The organism is Stenotrophomonas sp. YJH_SMC_64 (genome assembly GCF_059371375.1).
This window is the reverse complement of record NZ_JCAFUN010000016.1, coordinates 1-26376: the sequence shown is the minus strand read 5'-3', so window position 1 is coordinate 26376 and position 26376 is coordinate 1. Positions and strand designations below refer to the sequence as shown.

The following is a 26376-nucleotide window of genomic DNA, read 5'->3' as shown; positions in this document are numbered from 1 at the left end:
GCCTGCACATTCTATCGGCCCCGGCGCTGGCGCCGGCCGCCGTGGAGATTCCGCATGAACGATGACCGTGCCGGCCGGCGCTTGCCGATCATCCATCGGATCACCGATGAGGAGAACGGCCCCTTCCAGCGCCAGCACCTGGACCTGGAGTTCTCCAACGGTGAACGCCGCCGCTTCGAACGCCTGGTCAGCCGTGGCCATGGTGCGGTGGTGGTGGTGCCGATGCTCGACGACGAGACGGTGCTGCTGGTGCGTGAATACGCCGCCGGCATGCATCGCTATGAACTGGGCCTGGTCAAGGGCCGGATCGACGCCGGCGAAACCCCCGGGCAGGCCGCCGACCGCGAGCTGAAGGAAGAGGCCGGATACGGTGCACGCCGGGTCGACGTGCTGCGCGCGATGACCCTGGCCCCCACCTACATGAGCCACCAGTCGTGGCTGGTGGTGGCACGCGACCTGTATCCGGAAAAGCTGGCCGGCGACGAGCCGGAAGAACTGGAGGTGGTGCCGTGGAAGCTGGCCGAACTGGACCAGCTGATGCTGCGCGAGGACTTCTCCGAGGGACGCTCGCTGGCGGCGCTGTTCATCGCTCGCCAGTGGCTGCAGGGAACGCGATGATCAAACTGACCACGGACCTGCGCGAGACCGCCATCGCCATCGCCCAGGAAGCCGGACAGGCCATCATGCAGGTGTACGCCGATGGCTTCGAGGTGCAGATCAAGGACGACGACAGCCCGGTCACCGCCGCCGACCTGGCCGCCAACCAGGTCATCGAACTGGGCCTGCGCCAGCTGACCCCGGACCTGCCGATCCTGTCGGAGGAATCGGCGCAGGTGCCGTGGGAGCACCGCCGCCACTGGGGCGCGTACTGGCTGGTGGATCCGCTCGACGGCACCCGCGAGTTCGTCAAGCGCAATGGCGAGTTCAGCGTCAACATCGCGCTGATCTACCAGGGCGCACCTGCCTTCGGCGTGGTGTTGGCCCCGGTCACCGGCATCGTCTGGCATGCCATGCGTGGCGAGCTGGCCTATCGCCGGCAGGGCCTGCACGACACCGTGCTGCGCACCCGCACGCCGGCCACCGCCCCGCTGCGCGTCGCCGCCAGCCGCTCGCACCGCTCACCGGAAACCGAGGCGCTGCTGGCGCGCATGGGCCGCATCGAGACCATCGCGCAGGGCTCGTCGCTGAAATTCTGCCGGATCGCCGAAGGTGGCCTGGATGTCTATCCGCGGCTGGGCCCGACCTCCGAATGGGATACCGCCGCCGGCCAGTGCGTACTGCACGCCGCCGGCGGTGCGGTACTGTCGGCTGCGACCGGCAAGCCGTTCCGCTACAACCGCCGCGAAACCCTGTTGAACGGCGATTTCATTGCCCTTGGTGATACCAGCCTGCCGTGGCGCGACTGGTTGTCCGACTGACCCTGGAGGCCGCATGAGCGCGCACGACACCCCCACCACCGGCAGCGCCGCCGCCCACGAGCTGGAGCGCCTGCTGGCGATCATGGCGCGCCTGCGTGACCCGCAGGGCGGCTGCCCGTGGGATCTGGAGCAGAACTTCGCAACCATCGCGCCGTACACCATCGAGGAAGCCTACGAGGTGGCCGATGCGATCGACCGTGGCGATCTCGACGATCTCTGTGACGAGCTGGGCGACCTGCTGCTGCAGGTGGTGTTCCATGCGCGCATGGCCGAAGAGCAGGGGGCCTTTGCCTTCGCCGAGGTCGCACGCGCGATCAGCGACAAGATGCAGCGCCGTCACCCGCACGTGTTCGCCGACGTGAGCGTCGACGATGCCGACGGCGTGACGCGCAACTGGGAGGCGATCAAGCGTGCCGAGCGTGCCGCAAAGGGCGAGCAGGACACCTCCGCGCTGGCCGGCATTTCGCGCGGGCTGCCGGAATGGCAGCGGGCGGTGAAGCTGCAGTCGCGTGCGGCCAAGGTCGGCTTCGACTGGCCCGGCCCGTTGCCGGTGCTGGACAAGGCGGCCGAGGAACTGCAGGAACTGCGCGAGGAGTTCGAACGCGGCGATATCGCCGGCAACAAGGCGCGGCTGCAGGAAGAACTGGGCGACCTGCTGTTCGTCTGCGCCAACCTGGCGCGCCATGCCGACATCGACCTGGGTGCGGCGCTGCGCGGGGCCAACCACAAGTTCGAACGCCGCTTCCGCGCGATGGAAGCGCAGGCCGACGCGCAGGGTGGGGCGCTGGCTGCGATGGACCTGGATGCGCAGGAAGCGCTGTGGCAGCACGCCAAGGCAGCAGAAAAAGCGTGAAGACGCTTGGCCTGTTCCTGCTGACCGCGCTGGCCGAGATCGTCGGCTGTTACCTGCCATGGTTGTGGCTGCGCAAGGGAGGCAGCGTCTGGTTGCTGCTGCCGGCCGCGGCCAGCCTCGCCCTGTTCGCGTGGCTGTTGACCCTGCACCCGACCGCCAGTGGGCGGGTCTATGCGGCCTACGGTGGCGTGTACATCGGCACCGCGCTGTTCTGGTTGTGGTTGGTCGACGGCATCCGCCCCAGCCGCTGGGACCTGCTGGGCGCTGCGCTGTGCCTGGCCGGCATGGCGGTGATCATGTTCGGGCCGCGCACCTCATCAGGGTAGCGCCGGGCCATGCGTGGCTGCGCCTCCTTCCGACCGCGCTGGCGCGCGCAAGCCGGGCATGGCTCGGCGCCACAAGGTCAGCGATGGTGCATGATGGCGACGACCCTGGTTCCCGGAGCACGCGCATGTCCCGCTTCGCCAGCTTCCGCGAGTTCTATCCGTTCTACCTCAGCGAGCATCGCCACCCGGTATCGCGCCGGCTGCACTTCATCGGCAGCTGCGGCGTACTGCTGCTGGTCGCGGAAGCGATCCTGCGTGGGCAGCCGGTGCTGCTGCTGGCTGCCCTGTTCTGCGGTTACAGCTTCGCCTGGGTTGGCCATTTCTTTTTCGAGAAGAACCGCCCGGCCACCTTCCAGCACCCGCTGTACTCGTTCATGGGCGACTGGGTGATGTTCGCCGACATCCTGCGCGGGCGCATGCCCTGGTAGCTCCGCTGTGAATGCGGCCTTCACGCGCTATGCTGGGGCCTGGACGTCATAGATAAGGAAAGCAAGATGTTCCCGACCATGTTCTTTACCGTGGTGCTGGCCTTCGTGGCCGTGGTGATCCTGTTCAAGGCGGTACGGATGGTGCCCCAGGGCTACGAGTGGACCGTCGAGCGCTTCGGGCGCTACACGCACACCATGACCCCCGGCCTGCACTTCCTGATTCCGATCGTGTACGGGGTCGGGCGCAAGGTGAACATGATGGAGCAGGTGCTGGATGTACCCAGCCAGGAAGTAATCACCAAGGACAACGCCGCCGTGCGCGTGGACGGCGTGGTGTTCTTCCAGGTCCTGGATGCGGCCAAGGCTGCCTATGAGGTGGCCAACCTGGAAGTGGCGATGATCGCCCTGGTGCAGACCAACATCCGTACCGTGATCGGTTCGATGGACCTGGATGAATCGCTCAGCCAGCGCGAGGTGATCAATGCCCAGCTGCTGAGCGTGGTCGACCATGCCACCAACCCGTGGGGTGTGAAGGTCAACCGCATCGAGATCCGCGACATCCAGCCGCCGCGCGACCTGCTGGATGCGATGGCGCGGCAGATGAAGGCCGAGCGCGAGAAGCGCGCGCAGATTCTAGAGGCAGAGGGTTCCCGCCAGTCGGAGATCCTGCGCGCCGATGGCGAAAAGCAGGCCACCGTGCTGGAGGCCGAAGGCCGTCGCGAAGCCGCGTTCCGCGATGCCGAGGCGCGCGAGCGCCTGGCCGAGGCCGAAGCGATGGCGACCAAGGTGGTGTCGGCGGCGATTGCCGAGGGCGACGTGCAGGCGATCAACTACTTTGTTGCGCAGAAGTACGTGGAAGCGTTCAAGGAGCTGGCCAGTTCGCCGAACCAGAAGCTGGTGCTGATGCCGATGGAGGCCAGTGGCGTGATCGGTTCGATCGCGGGCGTGGCCGAACTGGCGAAGCAGGCGCTGGCCAGCCAGGACAACAAGGCCGCCGGCAAGCGGCCGCCGCCGCTCGGAGGCTGACATGCGCTGGGAAGTCGTCGGTTGGGGCGCGCTGGCGCTGCTGCTGTTTGCCGCCGAGGCGTTGGCGCCCGGGGCGTTCATGCTGTGGATCGGCATTGGCGCGGCGGCGGTGTTCGTACTGGTTGCGGTGTTCAGCGGCATTCCATTGCTGTGGCAGGTCGTTGCCTTCGTCGTGCTGAGCGTTGTCTCGATCCAGTGCTACCGGCGCTGGGGCAAGGCAAGGGCGCGACCCAGCGATGCACCGTTGCTCAACCGCCGCGCCGAACAACTGGTCGGACGGGTGGTGCCGTTGCAGCAGGGTATCGTTGGTGGGCAGGGCCGGGTCAGCATCGACGACGCGTACTGGCAGGTCAGCGGCCCGGAGTTGCAGGCCGGTGCCATGGTGCGGGTGGTAGCGGTGCAGGGCAGCACGCTGGTGGTCGAGTCTGCTGCGGGTAGAGTCGACTGATAGTCGACTGGCATGTGTTGGGTCGGGCGGGTTGGGTTCGCGGTACACGCCGTAAACCCCGCTCTGCGGTCCGGCCCAGCCGCTGGCGGCTGCGCGTTCGGGCGCTTGCGAAGCAGTGCTTCGCAAGCAAAGCGCCCCCAGGGATGGGTTCACGGCGTGTCCCGATCGCCCATACCGCTCCGGCCAAGCCGTCGACTTCGCAGAGCCGATACGCTTTGGCTGTTGCCGTTGCCTGGCTTGTAAAAGGCGCCCGCCGGCCGCAGGCCGGCCAAACACCCCCGCTGCGCTGCGGCGCGACCTGCGGGCGACCGATCTGGGATAATGGGGATTCTTGTTTCCTCTGCTGCCGGACCCGGTCATGACCCAGAAGACGCTGCTCAACGATACCCACCGCGCCCTTGGCGCCAAGATGGTCGATTTCGGGGGTTGGGACATGCCCATCCACTACGGCTCGCAGCTGGACGAGCACCACCTGGTGCGTCGCGAGTCCGGGGTGTTCGACGTCAGCCACATGACCGTGGTTGACCTGCGCGGTGACCAGGTCAAGCCGTTCCTGCGCCGCCTGCTGGCCAACTCGGTCGACAAGCTGAAGGTGCCGGGCAAGGCGCTGTACTCGTGCATGCTGAATCCGCGCGGCGGCGTCATCGACGACCTGATCGTCTACTACCTGGGCGACGATTTCTTCCGCATGGTGGTCAACGCCTCCACCCGCGAAAAGGACCTGGCCTGGCTGCGCGAGCAGGCCGCGCCGTTCGGCGTCAGCGTCGAGCAGCGCCCGGACCTGGCCATCCTGGCCGTGCAGGGCCCGCAGGCGCGCGCGATCGTGATCGGCCTGGCCCGCGAATCCGAGCGCGAGGCGCTGACCAAGCTGGGCCGCTTCGCCGCCCTGCAGGTGCAGTCCGACGACGGCGTCGAGCTGTTCGTCGCCCGTACCGGTTACACCGGCGAAGACGGCTTCGAAATCCTGCTGCCGCAGGACGCGGTGGTCGCGTTCTGGAACCGCCTGCTGGCGGCGGGCGTGAAGCCGGCCGGTCTCGGCGCACGCGACACGTTGCGCCTGGAAGCCGGCATGAACCTGTATGGCCAGGACATGGACGAAGAGATCAGCCCGTACGAAGCGGCGCTGGCCTGGACCGTGTCGCTGGACGAAGGCCGCGACTTCATCGGCCGCGACGTGCTGGAAGCGCAGAAGAACGCAGGCACCGCGCGCCAGATGATCGGCCTGGTGATGGACGAGAAGGGCGTGCTGCGCCACGGCCAGGCAGTGACCACGGCCAGCGGCCAGGGCGAGATCCTGTCCGGCACCTTCTCGCCGACCCTGGCCAAGGGCATCGCTTTTGCCCGCGTGCCCGCCGGTGAACTCGGCGAGGTCACCGTCGACATCCGCGGCCGGCAGGTGCCGGTGCGCGTGGTCAAGTTCCCGTTCGTGCGCGAAGGCCAGGCCCAGCCCGGCGTGCTCGCCGACGCCTGATCCGGACATGCCGGTCGTCACTGACAGCAGTGGCGGCCGGTTGGTTACACTAGCCCCGTTTTTTCCACCCCTGCATATCTCTGGAGCAGTCCCATGAGCGAGATCCCCGGCGACCTCAAGTTCCTCAAGTCCCATGAGTGGGCCCGTGTCGAAGGCAATGGCCGCGTCACCGTCGGTATTTCCGACCATGCCCAGGGCCTGCTGGGTGACCTGGTCTACGTCGAACTGCCGGAAGTCGGCGCCGACGCCAAGGCCGGCGAACAGATCGCCGTCGTCGAGTCGGTGAAGGCCGCCTCGGACGTCTACAGCCCGATCAGCGGCAAGGTTGTCGAGGTCAACTCGGCCCTGTCCGACAAGCCGGAAACCATCAACGAAGATGCCTACGGCGAAGGTTGGATGTTCGTGGTCGAACTGACCAACGCTGAAGAGGTCAACGAGCTGCTGGACCCGGACGCGTACGCCGAAGCCCTGGAGAACGACGACCACTGAGTCGTCGTTTCCGGGTTCTGCAACGGCCACCTTCGGGTGGCCGTTTTTGTTTTGGCGAGTACGTTGGCTCATGACGCAGGGTTTGCTGCGCGCCCTCGACGCGGCATCAGCAGACCCGCGAACGGTACCGAGGGGTGTGCGCAGTTTTGCGCAAATCCGCGTTTCCGCCCCGCGCCGACGCGTCCGGATGTGAAAACTTTTCGCCCCCCGTTGCGGTGCCGTTGTGCTGGCGCTGGTGCCGGCGCCGGCCGGTGCCGGCGTTGCGTGCATGCAGCGGCCGCCAACATGCATGCATCTGCGCAGAGTGCCTATTTCAAGTGGTTTTTGTTCAACGCTTGCGTTGTTGTTGCTGCAGGCAACGCGCGTGCGTGGTGCTTTGTTGGTCGTCGAGGGCGGAGCGTCGCGACCGTGCAGGCAACACCGCGGATGGCGCGGATGTGAAAATTTTTCGCGGGGGTTGTTGACAGTAAAAAAAACCGTGATTAGGTTTCGCCTCAGCAGACCTTGCCTGCCAAACCGAGTGCGCAGAATCAATCGTCCGATGCGAAGCAGCCCCTTCAAGACCACCGCGACCCAGATGACGGTGGACATGGCCCCGCTTCCCCCGGAGAAATGCAAGGCACCTCCCGTTCCGATGCCCGCTCCGCCGATCGAGGCGGGCATTGCCGCATCCGTAACGGCGCGCTTGACGCGCCGGCGGTCCCCGCACGCAGCATCCGCGGGTTTGATCCACCTGGGCGTTTCAACTCCCTATCACTGACGAGGAGCCATCCCATGGCAACCAAGAAAGCTGCGAAGAAAAAGCCCGCCGCCAAGAAGGCGGTGAAGAAGGTCGCGAAGAAGGCCGCTGCCAAGAAGGCAGTGAAGAAGGTCGCGAAGAAGGCGACCGCCAAGAAGGCAGTGAAGAAGGCTGCGAAGAAGGTCGCCAAGAAGGCCACTGCGAAGAAGGCAGTGAAGAAGGCGGCGAAGAAGGTAGCCAAGAAGTCTCCTGTCAAGAAGACCGCGAAGAAGGCCGTCAAGAAGGTAGCCAAGAAGGCCACCAAGAAGACTGCCAAGAAGGCAACGGCCCGCAAGCCGGCCAAGAAGGTCGCGAAGAAGGCGACTGCCAAGAAGGCCGTCAAGAAGACCGCCAAGAAGGCAGTGAAGAAGACCGCGAAGAAGGCCACCAAGAAGGCTGCCCCGAAGAAGGCAGCGAAGAAGGTTGCCAAGCGCAAGCCGGCCGCCCGCAAGAAGAAGGCCGCTCCGGTCGCTCTGCCGGCAACCCCGGCGCCGCTGATCTAAGTACTTCCCGATAGCCGCATCCTGAAACCCCTTCCCTGGCTGCCCAGCGGGGAGGGGTTTTTTTTTATGGAGCCATTGGTAGCGTCGAGCCATGCTCGACCGCCTTGCTGACGGTCGATGCTAGCGGTGCGGCGCCGGTGGAAAGCGCTCCACCAGGAAATCGATGAAGCTGCGCAGGCGGGTCGAGGGGTAGCGGTCGTGGGCGTAGACCACGTGCATCGGCCGCCCCGCGTGGCCGTGTTCGGGAAACAGCTGCACCAACCGCCCAGCCTCGACATCCGCGGCCAGAAGCAGTGCCGATTGCAGCACGATGCCCAGCCCATGCAGCGCCGCTGTACGCAGCGCTTCGCCGTTGTTGATCTGCAGCCGACCTGTGGGCACATGGCCGAGCCCGCCAGCATCGGCCTGCAGCCACTGCGCCAGCGCGCTGGGTTCGAAGGACAGGCATTGGTGCCGGGCAAGCGCCAGCAGGTCTGGGGGCGTACCGTGCCGGGCGAGGTATCCGGGCGAGGCGCACATCATCAAGCGATATGGTGCCAATGCACGCGCCACCAGCACGCTGCTGTCGGCCAGCGTGCCGATGCGCAGGGCTGCTTCGAAACCTTCCTCTGCGAGGTCGACCACGCGGTCGGTCAGCACCGCGTCGACACGCACGTCGGGGTAGCGCGCCATGTAATCGGCCAACGCCGGTACCAGCGCATGCGTGCCGAAGATCACCGGCGCGCTGATGCGCAGCGTGCCTGCAGGTGCCAGGTGCTGGTACTGGGCCTGAGCATCGGTTTCCTCCACCAGCCGCAGGATCTCCCGGCAGCGGGCGTAGTAGTCCTCCCCGAACGGCGTCATGTGCTGGCGCCGGGTGGTACGACTGAGCAACTGCATGCCCAGCCGCGCCTCCAACGCACGCAGGTGCTTGCCGGCCATCGTCGGGGAGATGGCCAGTGCTGACGCTGCAGCGCTGAGGCTGCCCTTGTCCACGATCAGCACGTAGACCTGCATGCTTTCCAGCAGGTTCATCTGACACTCCGGGTGTTGAATGCTGAAACTTTTGCGGAGTTTATCAATCACGGGTGATCAAACAGCATGCACTGCAGGGGCCGGATCCACCGGCCGTGCTGAAAGGAGAACACGATGGATTTGAATCTTGAGGGACGCACAGCGCTGGTCACCGGGGCGGGCAGTGGCATCGGTGCCGCTGTCGCCAGGCAACTGGCCGCGCAGGGCGTACGTGTTGCCATCTCGTCACGGCGGCAGGCACCGCTGCAGGCGCTGGCGGCAGGGATCGAAGCGGCGGGCGCACCCGCGCCGATCATCCTGCTGGGCGATGTCACCGACGCCGGGGACGTGCGACGCATTGCTGACGCGTCGCTGGCGGCGTTGCAGCGGGTGGACATCCTGGTCAACGCGGCTGGCGGTTCGCGGCCAACGACCGTCGATGCAGCCGACACGATCTGGGAGGAGGCATTGGCGCTGAACTTCTCTGCCGCACGACGGCTGACCCAGGCACTGCTGCCGGCGATGCAGGCGCAGGGATGGGGGCGGGTGATCAACTTCAGCGGTTCGATGGAGCCCCGTTCGGTGAATGCCGCCACCGCGGCGAAGGCAGCGCTGCATCTGTGGAGCAAGGGGCTGTCGTCGGAGGTGGCCGGGCAGGGCATCACGGTGAATGCCATTGCGCCGGGTCGGATCAACAGCCCGCAGATCCTGGACCGCCTGCATCCCGCCGAGGAAAGCCGACGCGCGTTCATCGCCAGTAACATCCCGATCGGACGCTTCGGTGAGCCGGAAGAAGTGGCGCCGCTGGTGGCATTCCTCGCCTCGCCGCTGGCCGGTTACATCACCGGTGCGGTGATTCCGGTGGACGGCGGCATGCACTACTTCGCGCATTAGCCCTCCGTTTGTAGAGTCGAGCGTGGCTCGATTCCACAACAGCCAACAAAAAGGGCGGTCCCCAGGCCGCCCTTCATGCTCACGGTCGCGCTCGCCTGATCAGCGCGGCGACGCCACCGCGCGGTTGCTCGAGGCGCCCTTGCCCTTGCGCTTGTCCTGCTGCGCCGGGCTCGCGCCTTCGGCCATCAGGTTGTCGCTGCCGAAGTCGGTGTCCACATCCAGCCAGCGCTGTGCCGGCAGACCGAGCGCGGAATCGAGCACGGTCGGCAGCAGGCCGCTGGGCAGGCCGCTCTCGCCATTCCACATGATGGCGATGCCGAGATCGCGTTCCGGCACCAGCGCGACCAGGCCGCGGTAGCCCTGTACGGCACCGGCATGGAACACCACGTCGTGGCCGGCGTAGTCGAAGGTGCGCCAGCCCAGTGCGTAGCCGGCCGAGTGCAGGCGCTCGCGGCGCCAGCCCGAACGCATCTCGCCGGGGGTGTTGATCAGGCTTGAATGCAGGGTGGCCAGCAGCGGTGCCGGCAGCACGTCGGGGCGATGGCCGGTGTGCGCCAGCAGCCACTGCGCCATGTCGCTGGCGCTGGCGTTGACGCCAGCGGCCGGAGCCACGCGGTAGTAGGTCGGCTTCGGTGTCAGCGACACCCAGCCGTTGCGGCTGCGCACGTGCGGACGCGCCCAGCGCGAGCTGGCCTGGATGCCGGCCAGGCCGAGGCTGGCATCGTTCATGCCCAGCGGCTTGAAGATGCGGCGCTCGACCGACTGCTCGTAGAAGCTGCCGGAGGCGGCATAGACGACGTCGCCGATCAGGCTGAAGGCCACGTTCTGGTAGGCGTAGCAGTCGCCCGGCAGGCACTTCAGGCTGGTGTTGGCCAGCTTCTGGGTCAGCGCGTAGTACTCGGCGTTGCCTTCGATGTCGCGGTCGTAGGCGTTGTAGGGCAGGCCGACGCGGTGGCTGAGCACATCGGCCACGGTCAGGCGGTCGGTGGCTTCGGGCGAGTTGAGGCGGAAGCCCGGCACGTAGTCGGTGACCTTGCTGTCCCAGCGCAGCGTGCCGTCGTTGACCAGCAGTCCGGCCATGGTGCCGGCGAAGGCCTTGGACAGCGAAGCCAGGCGGAACACGGTGTGGGCGTCGACCGGCAGCGGATTGTTGACGTCAGTGACGCCATAGCCGCGCGCGCTGAGGATGCGGCCGCCCTGCACGATGGCCACGGCCATGCCCGGCACGCGCTCGCCATAGGTGAGCTGCTGCGCCATCGATTCGATATTGGCGACGTTGAAGCCTGCGGCGGGCGCCTGCACCTGCGGCACCAGCCCGGTACGGTAGGCCGCCGGCTGGGTGTGGGCAACGGCGGTGGCCGCAGCGGACTCGATGTTGGCCGGCATCGGCGGCAACGGCGGCGGGGTCTGCGCGGTGGTGGACAAGGCAACGGGCATCAACATGCCCAGCAAACCGGTGGCCGCCGAACGGATCGGACGACGCAGGCTGTTCTTTTTCATCGGTGGGACCCGTGCGCGACTGCTGACGGCGATTCTAGCGCCGCTTTTCCTCTGTGCACAAACAAAGCGAAGATGAATGCGCATCTCGTTGAAAAAGTTGGGATTTTGACGCCTCGAAAGCGTGTATCGGAACGTGTCATCCGGACCCGGTCATGACACCGCGTTGCGGCCTTCAGACGGCCACCTGCTGGCGATGTTGCAGTGCATTGGATAACGTACGCGCTTCACTGCCCCGGAGCCTGCCATGCCGCTGTCCAACCGCCGTCATCTGGCGAGGGACGCCGCGTGAGCGCGGTACGAGGGAAAGGCCCGCTGCAGGGGCTGATGGCGGCACTGCGCGAGTCCCCGGCGCTGTGGTGGTCGTTCCTGTACTTCTTCTGCCTCCTCAGCGGCTACTACGTGTTGCGTCCGGTGCGTGAAGCCATGGCCGCCTCGGCGGACCTGGAAACGGTGTTCCCGCCCGTGCTGATTGCCTGGTTCGCCAGTCACGGCGTCGCGCTGAAGGACTTCGTCCTGCAGTTCCTGTTCTCCTGCGTGTTCGTGATCATGCTGGTGCTGCAGCCGGTGTACGGCTGGCTGGTCAGCCGCTTCCCGCGACGGGTGTTCCTGCCGGCGGTGTATGGGTTCTTCATCGTGACCCTGCTTGGCTTCTACATGATGTTCGACAGCGGCGTGCCTGGCCGCGGCATGGCCTTCTTCTTCTGGATCACCGTCTTCAACCTGTTCGCGGTGGCGGTGTTCTGGAGTTTCATGGCCGATGTCTTCTCCAATGTGCAGGCCCGGGCCTTCTATGGCTACATCGGCGCGGCGGGCACCGTCGGAGCCTTCCTTGGTCCGGTCATCACCAGTGCGCTGGTGCAGCGCGTGGGCATCGCCAACCTGATGCTGGTGTCGGCCGGTTTCCTGGCGATCTGCTTGTTCTGCATCTGGCGCCTGCGGCACTGGGCGGTGCTGCGCGAGCAGGAGCAGCAGTTGGTATCGGGCGAAACGCCGATGGGCGGCAGCGTGCTGGATGGCCTGAAACTGATCGTGCGCGAGCCGTTGCTGCGCTGGCTGGCGATCATGGTGGTGTTCGGCGTGGGCGTGGGGACGCTGCTCTACAACCAGCAGGCTGCAATCGTGCGCGCGGCGTTCACCGATCCGGCGGCCAGTACCGCGTTCTTCTCGCGCATCGACCTGGCGGTGAACGCGCTGGCGCTGCTGATGCAGGTGGGCCTGACCCGCTGGCTGCTGTCGCGCCACGGCATCGCGCCGGCGCTGCTGATTCCCGGTTTCGCGATCCTGATCGGCTTCTCGGTGCTGGCAGCCTCGCCGATGCCGTTGATGGTCGCGGTGGTGCAGGTGATGACCCGCGCCAGCGAATTTGCACTGGCCAAGCCGGCGCGCGAGACCATCTACACGCGCGTGGACCGGCAGTGGCGCTACAAGGCCGGCGCAGCGATCGACACCGTGGTCTACCGCGGTGCGGACCTGAGCTTTGCCTGGGTGCACAAGGGCCTGTCATTGTTCGGCTCGCACGTGGTGTTCATCGGCGGCATGCTGGTGGCCGCGTGCATGACCGCAGCCGCGTTCGGTGTACTGCGCGAAGAAAAGAAACTGCCGCGCGACCGCTGATTTTCCGGGGCCCGATCCCCATCCCTGTCCAAGGAACTGCCCATGTACTGGATCGCACTCACCCTGACGTTGCTCGTCGCCTTGCTGCACGTTTATTTCCTGGTGCTGGAGATGTTCCTGTGGACCCGCCCGCTGGGCCTGAAGACCTTCCGCAACACGCCGGAGAAGGCGGAGACCACGCGGGTGCTGGCGGCCAACCAGGGCCTCTACAACGGCTTCCTGGCGGCGGGCATCGGGGTGGGGCTGGTGATCGGGCAGCCGGTGCTGGTGACGTTCTCGCTGGCCTGCGTGGTGGTGGCAGGGTGCTATGGCGCCTACAGCGTGAGCCGCCGCATTTTCATGATCCAGGCGGTGCCGGCGATCCTGGCGCTGGTGTTTCGCGCGCTGGCGTAGTTTCCAGCCAACGGCGCAGCCCCTCGTGGGTTGGTCGCGGAATGCGGGTCGTGGATCTGGCCGGGCGGATGGGCTGGGCAGGGGACGCCGTAAACCCGTCCCTGGGGGCTTGGCCGCGGCATCCATGCCGCGGACACCCCTGCCCAGCCCATCCGCCCGACCCCGGACAGGTTCCGTGTGCGGCCAGCCCACGGAGAAGAAAAAGAAGATCAAGAGCAACAGCGGGTCGCTGCGCTCGTGGGTTCTGCGCGCATGAAAAAAGCGGCCAGTGGGCCGCTTTTGCTTTTGTTCTTATTTTTCTCTTGCGTTGGTGGACGCCGCAGAAATCTGTCAGAGGCTGGGGGCGGTGAGTTCGCGGGGGTGTCCGCGGCATGGATGCCGCGGCCAAGCCCCCAAGGACGGGTTCACGGCGTCCCCCGCGAACTCACCGCCCCCAGCCAAACCAAAGCTTTCCGCGATCAACCGTCCACCCACGAGGGGCTGCGCCGTTCGCCGGAACACTACTTCGCCGGCGACATCCACATGTCGATGACCGCGCTGAACACCTCCGTCCCCGCGCGGTCGCGCACACTCACCGTCACCGGCAGTGCATAGCCCTCGGCAGCGGCCACGATCGGCTGGGCCGGCAATGCCACCGCCTGCAGCATGCCCCGTGCCTTGGCCAGGTACTGCACCTGCATCCCCTTCGGAATCCAGCGCATGCCCTTCGGCAGCGAGGCGTCGACCATCAGCCCGGCGGTCAGTTCGGCCAGGTTGCACATCGCGATCGCGTGCACCGTGCCGATGTGGTTGCGCACCCTGCGGCGGTCGGCCAGCGTGCCTTCGCAGCGGCCGTGTTCCAGGCGGGTGATGCGCGGCGCGATGCTGGCGAAGTAGGGCGCCTTGAAGCAGACCGCGCGCGAGAACAGCCAGGTGCCGGCAGGCCAGCGTTGCAGCCGGTGGTAGAGCGAGAGCAGAGGCGTGGACATGGTCGGTGTTCCGGTCGTCGGATAGAGCGACGGCGGGCCGAGGCCCGCCGTCGAAGGCAACGCGTATCGCGGGCGATCAGGCGGCCTGCGAATGCGGATCCTTGTGCTGGCGGTCGTAGTAGCTGGCCGCGCGCAGTTCGTGGGTGTCGAAGTCGTCCACGGTGATCGTATCCAGGGTCAGCGTGCGCAGCTCTTCCAGCAGGCTGCGCTCGTCCTGGGTGATCACGCCCTCGGCCACGGCTTCGTCCAGCTGGCTCTTGAAGTCCAGCGCCTCGATGCCCTTGCTCTTCAGCGCCTTCAGGAACTTGCGCTCCACCGGCTCGGCCATGATCGCCTTGCTCAGGTAGCTGTTGATGCGGCCACCCGGGTTGTTCTCGCACGGGGTCAGGAACACGCCACTGGCCAGGCGGTCGCGGGCTTCGTTCGGCGCCATCAGCAGGGCGGCGACGCGGCGGCTCAGGCGGTCGCCCGGGGCCTCGGCACGACGGCCCAGCGGGAAGATCAGCGCCCACATCAGCCAGCCGATCGGACGGATCGGGAAGTTGCGCAGGGCCGCCGACAGCGATTCCTCGATCTTGTGCACGCTGTCATGGAAGGCCCAGGCCAGCAGCGGCTGGTCGGCCTGCGGTGCGCCTTCATCGTGGTAGCGCTTGAGCATGGCGCTGGTCATGTAGACGTGGCTCAGCACGTCGCCCAGGCGGCCGGACAGCGATTCCTTGAACTTCAGCTTGCCGCCGAGGGTCATCATCGAGATGTCGGCCATCAGCGCCAGGTTGGCCGAGTAACGGTCCAGCTTGCGGAAGTAGCGGCGGGTGTAGGCGTCACCCGGGGCGGCGCCGAAGCGCGCGCCGGTCAGGCCAAACCAGAACGAGCGCACGGCATTGGAGATGCCGAAGCGGATGTGGCCGAACAGGCTGCGGTCGAAGTCCTGCAGGCCGGCACGGGTATCCGGATCCTGCGCGGCCTTCATTTCCTTCAGTACCCACGGGTGGCAGAGGATCGCACCCTGGCCGAAGATCAGCAGGCTGCGGGTCATGATGTTGGCGCCTTCCACGGTGATCGCGATCGGCGCGGCCTGCCAGCTGCGGCCGGCGAAGTTGCGCGGCCCCAGGATGATGCCCTTGCCGCCGATCACGTCCATCATGTCCGAGATCACTTCGCGGCTCATGGTGGTGCAGTGGTACTTGGCGATCGCCGACGGTACCGACGGCACGTCACCACGGTCGACTGCAGCAGCGGTGGCCTGCGACAGCGCGCTGATCTTGTACGCCTTGCCGCCGATGCGGGCCAGCGCTTCTTCCACGCCTTCGAAGCGGCCGACCGACAGGCCGAACTGCTTGCGGATGCGTGCATAGGCGCCGGTCACGGCGGCACCGGCCTTGGCACCGCCGCTGGCGGTGGACGGCAGGGTGATCGAGCGGCCCACGGCCAGGCACTCGTTGAGCATGTTCCAGCCCTTGCCAGCCATGGCCGCGCCACCGATCAGCTGGGTCAGCGGAATGAACACGTCCTTGCCGCGGATCGGGCCGTTCTGGAACGTCGAGTTCAGCGGGAAGTGGCGACGGCCGATTTCAACGCCGGCGGTGTCGCGCGGCAGCAGGCCCAGGGTGATGCCGATGTCGCGGGTGTCGCCGATCAGGCCATCCGGGTCGTACATGCGGAAGGCCAGGCCGATCAGCGAAGCGACCGGGGCCAGGGTGATGTAACGCTTGTCGAAGGTCAGCTTGACGCCGAGCACCTGCTCGCCGTTCCACTCGCCCCTGCAGACGATGCCGTAGTCCGGAATCGAGGTGGCGTCGGAGCCGGCGAACGGACCGGTCAGGCCGAAGCAGGGCACTTCGCGACCATCGGCCAGGCGCGGCAGGTACTGGTCCTTCTGTTCCTGGGTGCCGTAATGCACCAGCAGTTCACCCGGGCCCAGCGAGTTGGGCACACCGACGGTCGAGCTGACCACCGAGGACACCGAGGCCAGCTTCTGGATCACCTTGTGGTGGGCCAGCGCAGAGAAGCCCAGGCCGCCATATTCCTTCGGGATGATCATGCCGAAGAACTTGTTCTTCTTGATGAAGGCCCACAGCTCCGGCGGCAGGTCAGCGTGGACGTGGGTGATTTCCCAGTCGTTGACCATCGTGCACAGCTCTTCGACCGGGCCATCGAGGAAGGCCTGTTCTTCGGCGGTCAGCTGCGGCTTGGGGTAATTGAGCAGGATGTTCCAGTCCGGATCACCGGTGAACAGTTCGCCCTCGAAGCCAACCGAGCCGGTTTCCAGCGCGATGCGCTCGGTCTGCGACAGCGGCGGCAGCACCTTGCGGAACACCTTCATCATCGGGCCGGTCAGCAGCGGCTTGCGGATGAACGGCAGCAGCAGCGGCACGGCGATGACGGCCAATACGGCGGCAGCCACGATCGTGGCGGTCTGGTTGACGTAGGGAATGAACCAGCAGGCGACCAGCAGGGCCACGCTGATCAGCGTCCAGGTAACCAGCCGCATGCGGTGGTAGGCGACGAACGCGCCTGCCAGCAGCAGGGCGAGGAAGGGAAGAACGATGCTCATGAGCGTGCTCCGGTGACGTGCTCGTTTGTGGCGGACGAAGCTGCAGCATCCGCTGCGGGCAACACGTCCAGATAGTCCAACACAGTAGCGGTAAAGGCGTCGTTGTCATCGCCGGCGACCATGTGCGTGGCCTGCGGCAGCTGTACATGACGCGCGTGCGGCGCCAACGCCAGGAATTCGGCCACGGTCTGTGGCGTGACCAGGTCGCTTCGGCCGCCGCTGACCAGCAGCAGCGGGCACTTCACCTGGCGTGCGGCCTCGGCCAGCGCATCCTGGTGCTGCTCGCTGTCGCGCGCCAGTTCAGCCACCAGGCGCGGGTCCCAGTGCCAACGCCAGCGGCCGTGGCCGTCCTCGCGCAGCAGTGCGCGCAGCGACTGCTCGGATTTGCGCGGACGGTGCGGCATGTAGGCCGAGATCACATCGGCGGCCTGGGTGAGCGAGGCAAAGCCGTCGGGATGGGCGGTCATGAAGGCCAGGATGCGTTCAACACCGGCGGTATCCCAACGCGGGGTGATGTCCACCAGCACCATCGCCGAGAACAGGCCCGGCCAGCGCGATTCGGCCAGCAGGCCGAACAGGCCGCCCATCGAGGCTGCGACCAGCACCGGCGGGCGTGGCTGTTCCCCGGCCAGCACGATCAGGTCATCAGCGAACTGCTCGCCGTGATAGGGCAGTTCGGCAGAATTCCAGTCCGAATCGCCGTGGCCACGGGCGTCGTAGGCCAGCGTCTGCAGCCCCGCCGCAGACAGGGCCCGCGCGGTGGCGTTCCATGCGTGCCGGGTCTGGCCGAAGCCATGCGCGAACAACACGCGGCCACGGCGGCCGTGGTCGCTGGCGGTTGCGGCCAGGCGTGCGCCATGGGCGGCCTCCAGGCGAAGATCATGGAACGCAGCGGGAGTAGGGGACGTAACCATACTTGCTAGTATGGATCGCTTGTGAGGGAAGTCAATACTGCACGGTATGGTGCGCTGCGGCAGGTGCCCAGGCGGGCGTCGCGACGGTTTCGGCCGCAACCGCGTACTGCAACGAACCCCGGCGTATGGTTAAATCAGCCCATGAATCAACCTGACGCTTCCGCCGGCGAACCGCGCGCCGGCCGCAACAGCCGCCTGAGTGCCGAAGACTGGGCCCAGGCCGCTCTCGATCTGATTGCTGAACAAGGTGTGGGGGCCGTCGCGGTGGAACCGTTGGCGCGGCGCCTGGGTGTGACCAAGGGCAGTTTCTACTGGCACTTCCCCTCGCGTGATGCACTGCTGCAGGCGGCGCTGGAACGCTGGGAACTGTTCGAACAGGAACAGGTGTTCGGCAGCCTGGAGGACGTGCCGGATCCGCGCGTGCGCCTGCGCCAGCTGTTCCAGATGGTCGCGCACGAAGTGCAGCCGCACATCATCTACAGCGAACTGCTGAAGGCGCTGGACCACCCGATGGTGCGCCCGGTGATCGACCGCGTTTCGCAGCGCCGGCTCGACTACCTGGTTGCTTCGTTCCGCCAGGCCGGGCTCAGCTCCACCGATGCACGGCATCGCGCGCGCCTGGCCTATGCCGCCTACGTCGGCTTCCTGCAGCTGTCGCTGCAGCTGCAGCAACCCAAGCAGGCCCGCGAGGATTTCGAGGCCTATGTCGAGCATCTGATCGAGACGCTCATTCCCAGCTGAATGGGAGAATGGCGCCCTGCAAGTGCCGAATGCGCCTTGCAGGCGACCTCAATGCGCCAACGTATGTCGTGGTGAGGCTGGTTTCACGCGATTTGGGCATTTTCTTAACGACTCTTTAATTCCAGATGAAGTGTGGCTACTATCGGGTCACCAGCCGTTTTTTGTGCCTCCCTTTTGGGGCACGTCGGTTGGACTCAGCACACAACCCAAGATCCATGGAGAGAGAGCCCATGAAGTTGAACAGCAACAAGCTGCGCGATGCAGTGTGCGTTGCGCTGGCCGCCAGCGCCGCATCCGTTGCCGGTACCGGGGTGGCGTCTGCCCAGACCGCCACCAACCTGGACCGCATCGAAGTCACCGGTTCGCGCATCCGTACCGTCGACGTCGAAACCGCCCAGCCGGTCCTGACCCTCAACCGCGCTGACATCGAGAAGCAGGGCTTCTCGTCGGTCGCTGACATCCTGCAGAACATCAGCGCCGTGGGTACGCCGCCGATCAGCCGTGCCCAGCCGCTGTCCTCGGGCGAAGCCGTCGGCGGCACCTACATCAGCCTGCGTGACCTGGGCGCCACCCGCACCTTGGTGCTGCTCAACGGCAAGCGCCTGGGCATCACCACCGGTGGCCTGCAGGACATCTCGACCGTGCCGGTCTCGGCCATCGAGCGCATCGAAGTGCTGAAGGACGGCGCTTCGTCGATCTACGGTTCCGATGCCATCGCCGGCGTCATCAACATCATCACCCGTACCAACTTCGAAGGCGCCACCGGCAGCGTCTACTACGGCCAGTACAGTGAAGGCGACGGTGCCACCCGCACCATGGACTTCACCATGGGCGTGAAGGGTGAGCGCGGTTCGCTGACCATCGGTGCCGAGTACGCCAAGGAAGACAAGGTGCGGGCGGCCGATCGTCCGTACGGTGCGTTCCCGCGCAGCTCCAACCACCCGGACTTCGGTTGGACCACCGTCGGTGAGTTCGGCGGTTTCGTCAGCCGTCCGGCCGATGGGCTGCCGGGCGTCACCTATCCGGCCGCCAGCGCATCCAACCCGAACCGCGAAGTGCGCGTGATCCTGCGTGAGGGTGGCAACGCGAACAACAAGGCCGACTACGTCGCGCAGAACGTCAACAGCTTCTCCACCAAGGACAAGACCAACACGAACCTGCAGACCGACCTGCGTACCCCGCAGGAACGCCGTGCAGTGTTCGTCGATGGCATCTACGACCTGACCGACAACGTGCGCCTGCGCACCAACATGCTGTACAGCTTCCGCGATTCGAACCGCCAGATCGCCGGCTACCCGTACGGCGCACTGGCCTTCGGTTCGCCGATTTCGGCCAGCAGTGTGTTCAATCCGCTGGGTGCTGACATCGCCAACTGGTGGCGTCGTACTTCGGAAGTGCCGCGCAACACCCGCGCCGAGCTGACCACCTTCCGCTTCAGCGGCGGCCTGGAAGGCAGCTTCGAGTTCTCCGACCGCCTGTTCGACTGGGATGTCGGCTACCTGTACAACAACAACAAGCTGGTCCAGACCAGCACCGGCGACCTCAACCTGACCGCGCTGCGTGCGGCGGTGGGTCCGTCCTTCATCAACAGCAGCGGCGTGGCGCAGTGCGGTACCGTGGCCAACCCGATCGGGCTGAACCAGTGCGTGCCGTACAACCCGTTCCTGCACGCCGGCATCCAGAGCAACGGTGCCAACGGCGCATTGACCGGCAACACCGCCCTGCAGAACCTGCTGTTCCCGTCCGCGCACTCCACCGCCGAGACCACCACCAAGGTCATCACCGCCAACCTGGCCGGCAGCCTGTTCACCCTGCCTGCCGGCGACCTGGGCTTCGCCGTGGGTGTCGAGCACCGCAAGGAAACCGGCAGCTTCAGCCCGGACGCGCTGGTGCAGTCGGGCAACACCTCCGGCCTGGCCAACTTCCCCACCGGTGGTGGCTACAAGGTTGACGAAGTCTATGCCGAGTTCAACGTGCCGATCCTGGCCGACCTGCCGGGCGCCCGCGAGCTGAGCCTCAACGCGGCCACCCGCCATTCGGACTACGACACCTTCGGCACCACGCTGAACAGCAAGTTCGGCTTCAAGTGGAAGCCGATCGACTCGCTGCTCATCCGCGGTACCTGGGCGGAAGGCTTCCGTGCCCCGACCATCGCCGACCTGTACAGCGGCGGTTCGCAGTCGTTCGACTTCTTCACCGATCCGTGCGACGTGGTCTACGGTGCTTCGCGCACCAACGCTGCGGTGCGTGCCCGTTGCGCCGCCGCACTGCCGGCTGGCGTAAATGCAGCCAACTTCCGCCAGCAGCAGCAGGGCTTCACCCCGACCACCGCTGCATCGTCGCAAACCCCGCTGGCCTTCGTCTCCGGCTCCAACGACCAGCTGACCCCGGAAACCTCGACGTCCAAGACCCTGGGCTTCGTCTGGAGCCCGGGTTTCATCCAGAACTTCAACATGTCGCTGGACTGGTGGGAAATCCGCGTCGAGAACACCATCATCTCGGACACGGCCAACCTGATCCTCAACGACTGCTACATCAACGACATCGCGGCACGCTGCTCGGCGTTCACGCGTGACCCGGTGACCGGCATCGTCAACAACCTCAAGCGCACCGGCATCAACGCCGGTTACCGCGAGGTGGAAGGCTTCGACCTGGATGTCAGCTACCGCCTGCCGACCGATCGTTTCGGCAACTTCAGCGCGCAGTGGACCAGCACCTACACCTCGCGTGATGACCTGGTCACCACCAAGAACGCGGTCACCCACCCGAACCCCCGCACCGGCGTGGGCTGGGCTGGCTACGCCTTCCGCGTGCGTTCGAACCTGAACCTGGGTTGGGAAATGGGTGACTTCGGCGCCAGCTGGACCGTCCGTTACTTCTCCGGCATGAAGGAAGCGTGCCTGAGTGCCGTGACGTTCCCGGAAGAGTGCAACCTGCCGAACTACGCTTCGCCGAACAACCAGGGCGTGGCGGTGGGCAGCGCGACCAACCAGCGTGGCGCGACCGTGTTCAACGACGTCCAGCTGCGCTGGAACGCACCGTGGAATGCGACCGTGGCCGTGGGTGCCAACAACGTGTTCGGCCGCGTGGGCCCTACCATGTACAGCCAGCCGAGCGCGAACGTCTCCTACTACGGTGGCTTCGACATCGGTCGCTTCCTGTACATGAAGTACACCCAGCGCTTCTGATCGCGGCGTAATATGTACGTGTGACATGGCCACGCCCCGAAAGGGGCGTGGCTTTTTTCATGGGGCAGCCAGGCTTGATGGCGCAGGCCTTTGCGCAGCCGTGCTGGACCAGGCCGCGCACAGGCGCTTGCGCATCGCCGCGTGGTGGCGGCGAGGTGTCATTACGGGGATGGGCGAAGGGAGCGCGCGCGGAAACGTCGCGGTGAGGCAGCAGGGAGCTTACAGGTCCTGCTCGTAGCGCACGTACGGCACGGTGCCGTCGTCGTTGCTTTCGTTGCGTGGCGAGAACGGATTCTTGCCGCGGCTGATCACGTTCTCGGCGCCCACGGTGAGCTGGCCGGACCATGGCGTGCGCCAGGTCAGGCCGATACCCAGGCCTTCCCACTTGCCGGGCTTGCCGGGCACGTCGATGACGCGGCCGATGATGCTGCCGCTGAAATTGCCGTAGCCGGCGCCGATGCTCAGGCTCTTGCTGTCCCAGCGGTCGGCAATGGCCGGCGAGGCGTCGGCCAGCGGCACCAGGCGGGCCTTGGCGTAGGTGCCGGCGATGGACACGAAGCCTTCGCGGCCGATGTTCTTCTGCGCGAACACGGTCAGGTCATTCTGCTCGGCGCGCAGCGAAGGGGTCTTGTTCGGGCCTGCCAGCCATGCCGGCAGGGTTTCACGGCCGGTGCCGGCGGTGATGCCGAGGCGGCTGCTGCCACGGTTCAATGCGGCGGTGCCGGTGAAACGCCGGCTGTTGAGGTCGTCCTCGTCGCCGAGGCTGGCCAGCATGCAGTGGCTGGCCAGACCGCTCATGCTGGTCCCGCTGCTGCTGCAGAGCAGGCCCAGCGAATCGCCGGAGGACAGGCCAAAGGCCGCATCCAGCGAGTTGCGGCCGAAATGCCAACGCGCCCCGGCCGCCTGCTCACCGGTCGGCTCCAGGTACAGCAGGGCCTCGACCTTGCCGCTGCCCTTGTTCCATACCGGCAGCACGGTGCGGGTGTCCTTGCTCTGCGCATGCACGCCCGTGATCGCGCCAAGGGCGATCATCATGGCCAGCGGTAGACGCAGGAAGGTACGCATCGGACCAGTTCAGACAGGGACGGACAACGGAAGTTCCCGTGGGGACGGGAACTTGATCCTAGGGTGTTTATGAATTCTTAACAAGCCTTGATCCTCCCCAGGTACAAGACTGCCGTTCATTGAAGCCGTTCAGGCGCCGGTACAGCCCCCTGGGCGCCGTGGAACAGTATGCCGAACTCCGTCAATGGAAAGTGATACTCACGCCCGCAGAATTCGCAACGGACCTCGACGGCGCCGGTGTCTGCAGCCGCTGCACGGGCCTCTTCCTCACCCAGCGACTGCAGCATCGCCGCCACCCGCTCGCGGGAACAGGAGCAGGCAAAGGACAGCGGCTTTTCGCCCATCAGCGCCGGCTTCTCCTCGTGGAACAGGCGGTGCAGCAGCTGCTCGGCCGGGGTGGCCAGCAGTTCGGCCTTGCCCAGGGTCTCGAACAGGGCGCTGGCGCGCGCCCAGCCGTCCTCGTCGCCCTCGTCGCCCGGCAGCTTCTGCAGCAGCAGGCCGGCGGCACCATTGCGGTCGGCCGCCAGCAGCAGGCGGGTCGGCAGCTGCTCGGACTGGCGGAAGTAGTCCTCGAAGGCCTCGTCCAGCTCCGGTGCGGTCAGTCCGACCAGGCTCTGGTAGCGCTGTGGTTCACGCGGGTCCAGGCCGGGGTTCTCGATGGTGATGGCGAGGATCGCGTCATCGCCCAGGCTGGACAGGTCGCGCGGCGCGTCGCCGCCTTCGCTGAGCTGGGCGATGCCGCGCAGGGTGCCGGCGGCGGTGCATTCGGCGAACAGGGTGCGCAGGGCAGTGCTGCTGCGCAGCTGGATCGACAGGCGTCCATCGATCTTGGTATGGCCGGTGAACAGCGCCGAGGCCACGCAGGCCTCGCCGAGCAGTTCGGCGGCGGTATCCGGGTACTCGGCGTGGGACAGGATCTCCTGCCAGGTAGCCTGCAGGCGCACGTGGACGCCGCGGACGCCGGCGTCGGGGAGCAGGAAGCGGATCAGGGAATCGGAGTTGGCGGTCATCGGCTCACATCGCGCGTAAACGGGGGCAGTTGCCGGATAATGCGCCGACAACCAGATAGAAGAAGGATGCACCAGTAATGGGGGCAGGGGGAGAGCAGCACAAGGTGGAAGCTGTCGTAGAAGGCCCACGCCGCAGGCGCTGGCGCTGGAAACGGCTGCTGTGGCTGCCGGTGCTGCTGGCTGCTTTCAGCTGCCTGCAGGTCCTGGTGCTGCGGTTCATCGACCCGCCCGTGTCCATGGTGATGCTGTGGCGCTATGGCGAGGCGCTGGGCGAGGCCGATTGGTCCTATCGCCTGCATTACCAGTGGCGCGACCTTGACCAGATGGCGCCGAGCCTGCCGATTTCGCTGGTGGCCGCTGAGGACCAGCGTTTCCCCGACCACAACGGCTTCGACCTGCAGGCCATCGAGAAGGCCCGCGACCACAATGCCAAGGGCGGGCGACTGCGTGGCGCCAGCACGATCAGTCAGCAGGTGGCCAAGAACCTGTTCCTCTGGCAGGGCCGCAGCTGGATCCGCAAGGGGCCGGAGGTCTGGTACACCGTGCTGATCGAAGCGCTGTGGCCAAAGGAGCGCATCCTGGAGATGTACGCCAACATCGCCGAGTTCGGTGATGGCGTGTACGGAGCTCAGGCGGCGGCGCAGAAGTTCTGGGGCAAGGACGCGGCCAGGTTGAGCCCGGCCGATAGCGCGCGGTTGGCGGCGGTGCTGCCGGCACCGCGGCGCTACAACGCCGCAAAGCCAGGGCCGTACGTGCAGCGGCGCGCCGCCTGGATCCAGCGCCAGGCACGGCAGCTGGGCGGGGCCGCGTACCTTTCGGAAGAGTGAGCGCGCGCCGCCTGATCTACGGCCGGCGGCAACGTACAATCCGGGCATGACCCGCGAACGGCTCACTTTCGTCATCGCCGCCTACAACGAGGCCCTGGCACTGCCGTTGCTGCATCCGCGGTTGTGCGCGGTGCTCGACGCGCTGCCCGACATCGACGGCCACATTCTGTACGTGGACGACGGCAGCCATGACGGGACCTGGGAGGTGATCGCCCGCCTGGCCCAATCCGACGCGCGGGTCTCCGCGCTGAAGCTGTCGCGCAATTTCGGCAAGGAAGCCGCACTGACCGCTGGCCTGGACCTGGTGCGCGAAGGGGCGGCGATGATCCTGGATGCCGATGGCCAGGACCCGCCGGAGCTTGTGCCGCAGTTCGTCGCGCGCTGGCGCGAGGGCCATGACAACGTCTATGGCACGCGCCTGGCGCGCGATGGCGAGGCCTGGATCAAGCGTGCCACGGCGGCGATCTTCTACCGCGTGATGGGGCGCCTTTCGCGTACGCCGATCCCGGCCGACACCGGGGATTTCCGCCTGCTGTCACCACGCGCGCTGAGTGCGCTGCGCGAGATGCGTGAGCGCCATCGTTTCATGAAGGGGCTTTTCAGCTGGGTGGGTTTCAAGCGCGTGGCGGTGCCCTACCACCGCCACGCACGCGTGGCCGGCACCAGCAAGTTCAGCCTGTGGCGGCTGTGGAACTTCGCCCTGGAAGGCATCACCGGGTTCTCGACCGTGCCCCTGCGCGCGGCGACCTACCTGGGGCTGGCAACCGCGGCGGTGGCCTTCGTGTTCGGCATGTGGGTGATCGTCAAGGCCGCGCTGTACGGCGACCGGGTGGCGGGCTGGCCGACGATGATGGCGGTGATCCTGTTCCTGGGCGGGGTGCAGTTGATCGCGCTGGGCCTGATCGGTGAGTACCTGGGGCGCCTGTACGAAGAGTCCAAGCAGCGGCCGTTGTACCTGGTTGACGCGTGGCTAGCATCCGCCGTGGCAGACTCGGCTCTGCAACCCACCCTCGGAGGGCAGGCAGATGACCACGGTACGGCAACTGTTGGACGGCAAGTCTCCTGAAGTACATGCGGTCGCGCCGGATGCGGCGGTGATCGATGCGATCCGGTTGATGGCGGAAAAGGGCATTGGCGCGGTCCTGGTGATGGACGGGCCACGGTTGGTCGGGATCCTTTCGGAGCGCGATTACGCGCGCAAGATCGTGTTGCGTGATCGTTCTTCGCGCGATACGGCGGTGGCCGAGATCATGACGACGCAGGTGGTGACGGTGTCGCCGGGCGAACAGGTGGAGCATTGCCTGCAGCTGGTGACCGACTACCGCATCCGCCACCTGCCGGTGGTGGAGGGCGCGCAGGTGCTGGGGGTGATTTCCATTGGCGACCTGGTGAAGTCGGTGATCGATGCGCAGCGCAGGGAGCTGGATCAGCTGCAGCAGTACATCGTGGCGGGATGAGTTTTTCGCTGGCGGGCCTGCGGCCCGCCAGCCCGCTTTTCGAAGCTCAAAGCCAAAGTCAAAGCCAAAGCTAAAGCCAAAGCTAAAGCCAAAGCCAAAGCCAAAGCCAAAGCCAAAGCCAAAGCAGCGCCTTCCTGATACGTTGGGAGGCGGAGGGTGCGGCTGGGCAGGGTCCTCCGCCTCTGGACACGTTCCCGCGAGCGCGGTGCGTTTCAGTGCCGATCCCCCGCTCCTGGTAGATGCCAACCTTGGTTGGCAACAGCTTTTGACTTTGCTTTTTTTTTTGACTTTGAATTTCGCTCTCGTTCCGCGCGCGCAGGAAACTGTCCGGAGCCGGAGCAAGGCGGCAGGCAGGACCGTGAGGCGCATGGATGCGCCGACCGAGCCTTATCTGATGAAAATCTGTCAGCGTAGGTGTCGAGAGCCGGCGTGGGCCGCCGTACGAGCCTGGATCTCGACGATCGCCATGTAGCTTGGCGCCCACGCCGGAATCTCCCTTGATCCGCCCGAACAGTTGC

25 protein-coding genes are annotated in these 26376 nt (G+C 66.2%); 18 read left to right on the top strand and 7 right to left on the bottom strand.

The window, feature by feature from the left end; all coding sequences use genetic code 11:
* Window positions 1–54: 54 nt before the first annotated feature.
* The 10 genes from nudE (at window position 55) to AC5P9L_RS17130 (ending at window position 7740) form a co-directional block, all read left to right on the top strand.
* The gene (nudE, locus tag AC5P9L_RS17175; RefSeq protein ID WP_033833433.1) at window positions 55–618 is read left to right on the top strand and encodes an ADP compounds hydrolase NudE; all 564 of its coding nucleotides are present in this window, start codon (window positions 55–57) and stop codon (window positions 616–618) included.
* Window positions 615–1418, top strand: coding sequence for a 3'(2'),5'-bisphosphate nucleotidase CysQ (gene cysQ / locus AC5P9L_RS17170; protein ID WP_005410708.1), 804 nt, complete (start codon window positions 615–617; stop codon window positions 1416–1418). The genes nudE and cysQ overlap by 4 nt, the downstream gene beginning before the upstream one ends.
* Before the next feature lie 13 nt (window positions 1419–1431).
* A complete protein-coding gene (gene mazG, locus AC5P9L_RS17165) occupies window positions 1432–2271 on the top strand; it encodes a nucleoside triphosphate pyrophosphohydrolase (protein WP_005414245.1) in 840 nt (279 codons plus the stop codon).
* On the top strand, window positions 2268–2597 hold the full coding sequence (locus AC5P9L_RS17160) for a YnfA family protein (RefSeq protein ID WP_005410706.1): 330 nt from the start codon (window positions 2268–2270) through the stop codon (window positions 2595–2597). Before mazG ends, AC5P9L_RS17160 begins: the two co-directional genes overlap by 4 nt.
* Before the next feature lie 125 nt (window positions 2598–2722).
* Entirely contained in the window at window positions 2723–3025 is a 303-nt protein-coding gene (locus AC5P9L_RS17155) for an Mpo1-like protein (RefSeq protein ID WP_197584673.1), read from the top strand.
* Window positions 3026–3091: 66 nt separating this feature from the next.
* Window positions 3092–4051 carry an SPFH domain-containing protein gene (locus tag AC5P9L_RS17150; RefSeq protein ID WP_005410704.1) on the top strand — a complete coding sequence of 320 codons (960 nt, stop codon included), beginning with the start codon at window positions 3092–3094 and terminating at the stop codon, window positions 4049–4051.
* Between the two features lies 1 nt (window position 4052).
* The gene (locus AC5P9L_RS17145) at window positions 4053–4499 is read left to right on the top strand and encodes an NfeD family protein (RefSeq protein WP_049454216.1); all 447 of its coding nucleotides are present in this window, start codon (window positions 4053–4055) and stop codon (window positions 4497–4499) included.
* A 358-nt stretch (window positions 4500–4857) separates the two neighbouring features.
* A complete protein-coding gene (gene gcvT, locus AC5P9L_RS17140) occupies window positions 4858–5970 on the top strand; it encodes a glycine cleavage system aminomethyltransferase GcvT (protein ID WP_005410702.1) in 1113 nt (370 codons plus the stop codon).
* 93 nt (window positions 5971–6063) lie between these two features.
* Complete coding sequence (gcvH, locus tag AC5P9L_RS17135; protein ID WP_005410701.1) at window positions 6064–6459, top strand: glycine cleavage system protein GcvH; 396 nt, start codon at window positions 6064–6066, stop codon at window positions 6457–6459.
* Between the two features lie 612 nt (window positions 6460–7071).
* The gene (locus AC5P9L_RS17130; RefSeq protein ID WP_176394318.1) at window positions 7072–7740 is read left to right on the top strand and encodes a histone; all 669 of its coding nucleotides are present in this window, start codon (window positions 7072–7074) and stop codon (window positions 7738–7740) included.
* A gap of 120 nt (window positions 7741–7860) precedes the next feature.
* On the opposite strand, the gene AC5P9L_RS17125 is transcribed toward AC5P9L_RS17130, so the two are convergent.
* Entirely contained in the window at window positions 7861–8754 is an 894-nt protein-coding gene (locus AC5P9L_RS17125) for a LysR substrate-binding domain-containing protein (RefSeq protein WP_062607970.1), read from the bottom strand.
* A 114-nt stretch (window positions 8755–8868) separates the two neighbouring features.
* Here AC5P9L_RS17125 and AC5P9L_RS17120 point away from each other — a divergent pair, with 114 nt between their 5' ends.
* Window positions 8869–9627: an SDR family NAD(P)-dependent oxidoreductase gene (locus AC5P9L_RS17120; RefSeq protein ID WP_062607967.1), complete on the top strand. Its 759-nt coding sequence runs from the start codon at window positions 8869–8871 to the stop codon at window positions 9625–9627.
* A 99-nt stretch (window positions 9628–9726) separates the two neighbouring features.
* On the opposite strand, the gene AC5P9L_RS17115 is transcribed toward AC5P9L_RS17120, so the two are convergent.
* Entirely contained in the window at window positions 9727–11127 is a 1401-nt protein-coding gene (locus AC5P9L_RS17115; protein ID WP_005410697.1) for a serine hydrolase domain-containing protein, read from the bottom strand.
* 324 nt (window positions 11128–11451) lie between these two features.
* Between AC5P9L_RS17115 and AC5P9L_RS17110 the strand changes: the two genes are divergently transcribed.
* Window positions 11452–12741, top strand: a complete 1290-nt coding sequence (locus AC5P9L_RS17110) for an NTP/NDP exchange transporter (RefSeq protein WP_176394319.1) — start codon at window positions 11452–11454, stop codon at window positions 12739–12741.
* Between the two features lie 42 nt (window positions 12742–12783).
* Window positions 12784–13134, top strand: coding sequence for a DUF1304 domain-containing protein (locus AC5P9L_RS17105; RefSeq protein WP_012481032.1), 351 nt, complete (start codon window positions 12784–12786; stop codon window positions 13132–13134).
* 500 nt (window positions 13135–13634) lie between these two features.
* On the opposite strand, the gene AC5P9L_RS17100 is transcribed toward AC5P9L_RS17105, so the two are convergent.
* From AC5P9L_RS17100 to AC5P9L_RS17090, 3 genes are all read right to left on the bottom strand, one after another.
* Window positions 13635–14102: a hotdog fold domain-containing protein gene (locus AC5P9L_RS17100; protein WP_005410693.1), complete on the bottom strand. Its 468-nt coding sequence runs from the start codon at window positions 14100–14102 to the stop codon at window positions 13635–13637.
* A 76-nt stretch (window positions 14103–14178) separates the two neighbouring features.
* Entirely contained in the window at window positions 14179–16656 is a 2478-nt protein-coding gene (locus tag AC5P9L_RS17095; RefSeq protein ID WP_005410692.1) for an acyl-CoA dehydrogenase, read from the bottom strand.
* Window positions 16653–17570, bottom strand: a complete 918-nt coding sequence (locus AC5P9L_RS17090; protein WP_005410691.1) for an alpha/beta fold hydrolase — start codon at window positions 17568–17570, stop codon at window positions 16653–16655. Before AC5P9L_RS17090 ends, AC5P9L_RS17095 begins: the two co-directional genes overlap by 4 nt.
* 141 nt (window positions 17571–17711) lie before the next feature.
* Here AC5P9L_RS17090 and AC5P9L_RS17085 point away from each other — a divergent pair, with 141 nt between their 5' ends.
* Together AC5P9L_RS17085 and AC5P9L_RS17080 are read left to right on the top strand one after the other, a co-directional pair.
* Window positions 17712–18311 carry a TetR/AcrR family transcriptional regulator gene (locus tag AC5P9L_RS17085; RefSeq protein WP_005410690.1) on the top strand — a complete coding sequence of 200 codons (600 nt, stop codon included), beginning with the start codon at window positions 17712–17714 and terminating at the stop codon, window positions 18309–18311.
* Window positions 18312–18541: 230 nt separating this feature from the next.
* On the top strand, window positions 18542–21499 hold the full coding sequence (locus AC5P9L_RS17080; RefSeq protein WP_065184119.1) for a TonB-dependent receptor domain-containing protein: 2958 nt from the start codon (window positions 18542–18544) through the stop codon (window positions 21497–21499).
* 219 nt (window positions 21500–21718) lie between these two features.
* On the opposite strand, the gene AC5P9L_RS17075 is transcribed toward AC5P9L_RS17080, so the two are convergent.
* A complete protein-coding gene (locus AC5P9L_RS17075; RefSeq protein WP_171974399.1) occupies window positions 21719–22531 on the bottom strand; it encodes an XOO1806 family protein in 813 nt (270 codons plus the stop codon).
* Window positions 22532–22680: 149 nt separating this feature from the next.
* Window positions 22681–23574 carry an Hsp33 family molecular chaperone HslO gene (hslO, locus tag AC5P9L_RS17070; protein ID WP_005414237.1) on the bottom strand — a complete coding sequence of 298 codons (894 nt, stop codon included), beginning with the start codon at window positions 23572–23574 and terminating at the stop codon, window positions 22681–22683.
* Window positions 23575–23651: 77 nt separating this feature from the next.
* On the opposite strand from hslO, the gene mtgA reads away from it, so the two are divergent.
* From mtgA to AC5P9L_RS17055, 3 genes are read left to right on the top strand one after another with little or no spacing between them, the layout of a single operon-like run.
* Window positions 23652–24401: a monofunctional biosynthetic peptidoglycan transglycosylase gene (gene mtgA, locus AC5P9L_RS17065; RefSeq protein WP_279915866.1), complete on the top strand. Its 750-nt coding sequence runs from the start codon at window positions 23652–23654 to the stop codon at window positions 24399–24401.
* A gap of 46 nt (window positions 24402–24447) precedes the next feature.
* Window positions 24448–25467 carry a glycosyltransferase family 2 protein gene (locus AC5P9L_RS17060; RefSeq protein WP_005410685.1) on the top strand — a complete coding sequence of 340 codons (1020 nt, stop codon included), beginning with the start codon at window positions 24448–24450 and terminating at the stop codon, window positions 25465–25467.
* Window positions 25427–25858, top strand: coding sequence for a CBS domain-containing protein (locus AC5P9L_RS17055; protein ID WP_005414236.1), 432 nt, complete (start codon window positions 25427–25429; stop codon window positions 25856–25858). Before AC5P9L_RS17060 ends, AC5P9L_RS17055 begins: the two co-directional genes overlap by 41 nt.
* Window positions 25859–26376: the final 518 nt, after the last annotated feature.